The sequence below is a fragment of the Rhizobium azibense genome (assembly GCF_004342325.1).
Classification (GTDB): domain Bacteria; phylum Pseudomonadota; class Alphaproteobacteria; order Rhizobiales; family Rhizobiaceae; genus Rhizobium; species Rhizobium etli_B.
This window is the reverse complement of the sequence record NZ_SMBJ01000044.1, coordinates 1-1,765: the sequence shown is the minus strand read 5'-3', so window position 1 is coordinate 1,765 and position 1,765 is coordinate 1. Positions and strand designations below refer to the sequence as shown.

The window sequence follows — 1,765 nt, the reverse complement described above, 5'->3', positions numbered from 1 at the left end:
CAATCGGGATAGGGGGGAGCCTTGCGGTTCCGCCCCTCCCACACCACCCTGCGTACGGGTCCGTACAGGGCGGTTCGGCTGGTTATGCGGCCTTGGCGGGCACAACGGAAGCGAGGCCTATGCTTGCGAGGAAAGCGTTCGGCAGGGCAATGGCGAGCGCGGGGCTGTTGCTGATGCGCCATGGGCCGCGTGCACTGCCGGCGGTTTGTGCCGCCAGATCGTGACTGACACCACGGCGCCGCAATTCCGCAAAGCGGGTGTGCCCGCGCTTCCACTGTTTCCATACGATGGATCGCAGCCTTCGCCTGATCCACTGGTCGAGGCTGTGCAACACCGACGGGGTTTCGCAAAAGCCGAAGTAACCGCGCCACCCTTTCAGATAGAGCGACAGCTCCTTGGCTATCTGCGCGAGGCTCGCGCCCCGCGTCCGCATCGTCAGCACACGCACGCGCTCCTTGAACCGGACCACAGCCTGCGGTGCGATCCGACGCCTTGGCATCTTCTCGTTCGTGAAGCTGAAGCCGAGGAATTTGCGCCGGTGCGGCGGGGCGACTGCGCTCTTCTGCGTGTTGACCTTCAGCTTCAGACGCCTGTCGAGGAAGCGTTCGATACTTGCCATCACCCGTTCGCCTGCCCGCGCACTGCGCACATAGATGTTGCAGTCGTCGGCGTAGCGCACGAAGCGATGGTTGCGTCGCTCCAGTTCCTTGTCGAGTTCGTCCAGCATCAGGTTGGACAGCAGCGGCGAGAGCGGGCCACCCTGCGGCGTTCCTTCGTCGATTGGACCGATCAGCCCGCCTTCGAGCACACCCGCGGTCAGAAAGTCACGGATCAGGCGAAGGATACGCGGATCGGACACCCGCTTGGCCACCAGCCCCATCAAGATGTCGTGGTTGACCCGGTCGAAGAACTTCTCCAGGTCGATGTCCACTACAATGCGATGACCCGACGCGATGAACGCTTGCGCCGCGGCAACCGCCTGATGAGCCGAGCGTGCGGGCCTGAACCCGTAGCTCGACGCGCTGAATCCGCCGTCCCATGCAGTCTGCAGCACCTGCATCACCGCCTGCTGGATGAAGCGGTCGAGCACCGTGGGGATGCCGAGCGGACGGGTGCCGCCGGACGCCTTCGGGATGTCGACACGTCGCACCGGCTGTGGTTTGTAGGCGCCTTCGAGCAGTTGGGCGCGAAGTTCGGGCCAGTGGTCTTTCAGATGCAGCGCCAAGGCATCGACACTCATACCGTCGACCCCCGGCGCTCCCTTGTTGCGCCGGACCTGCGCCAGCGCCTTCCTCAGATTGTCGCGATCGACAATCGCTTCCATGCACGGTCCGGCCATTGCCGCCGGACTTTCGGGGGCGGCGTTCGCCGCACAGGCTTCGGTCCCTGCCCCAAGGCGATTGCGGGATTCACCCGCTCCCTCCACAGGCAAGGCCAGCTCAAGCTGATTTTTCTGCCGCATGGCCAATGCGAGAACTCTGTCCTACTCGTCCTTCCAACCGTTCGGGCCTTCGTTTGGCAGACACCTCCCTACTATGCCCTCTGCTGACCTCTGCACCGCGATCAGCGCGCCTCACGGCGGGCTCAGTCCGGATTTCCGGACACGGCGCAGATCTCCCGAGGTAAGATCGACCGCCTTCCCCGCACATCCGCCGGATTTACCACCCCGGTCCTTGATGACCATGGACTTCGCGGTCATCTGCCCGCTCGTCCGGCCGGGTAGGCCTCGTATCCGGTTCTTGTCCATCGGGTCGCGGGTTTGCTC

The 1,765-nt window shown here is 64.2% G+C and carries 2 protein-coding genes; both read right to left on the bottom strand.

Features of this window, described 5'->3' with window-relative positions:
• Positions 1-82: 82 nt before the first annotated feature.
• The gene (gene ltrA / locus EV130_RS32395) at positions 83-1,462 is read right to left on the bottom strand and encodes a group II intron reverse transcriptase/maturase (protein WP_081377061.1); all 1,380 of its coding nucleotides are present in this window, start codon (positions 1,460-1,462) and stop codon (positions 83-85) included.
• Positions 1,463-1,573: 111 nt separating this feature from the next.
• On the bottom strand, positions 1,574-1,765 hold a 192-nt coding region (locus EV130_RS33025), incomplete at its 5' end, for a hypothetical protein (RefSeq protein WP_207900917.1).

Coding starts and splice junctions, on each gene's coding strand:
- ltrA (WP_081377061.1), bottom strand. CDS start 1,462: ATGCGGCAGAAAAATCAGCTTGAGCTGGCCTTGCCTGTGGAGGGAGCG.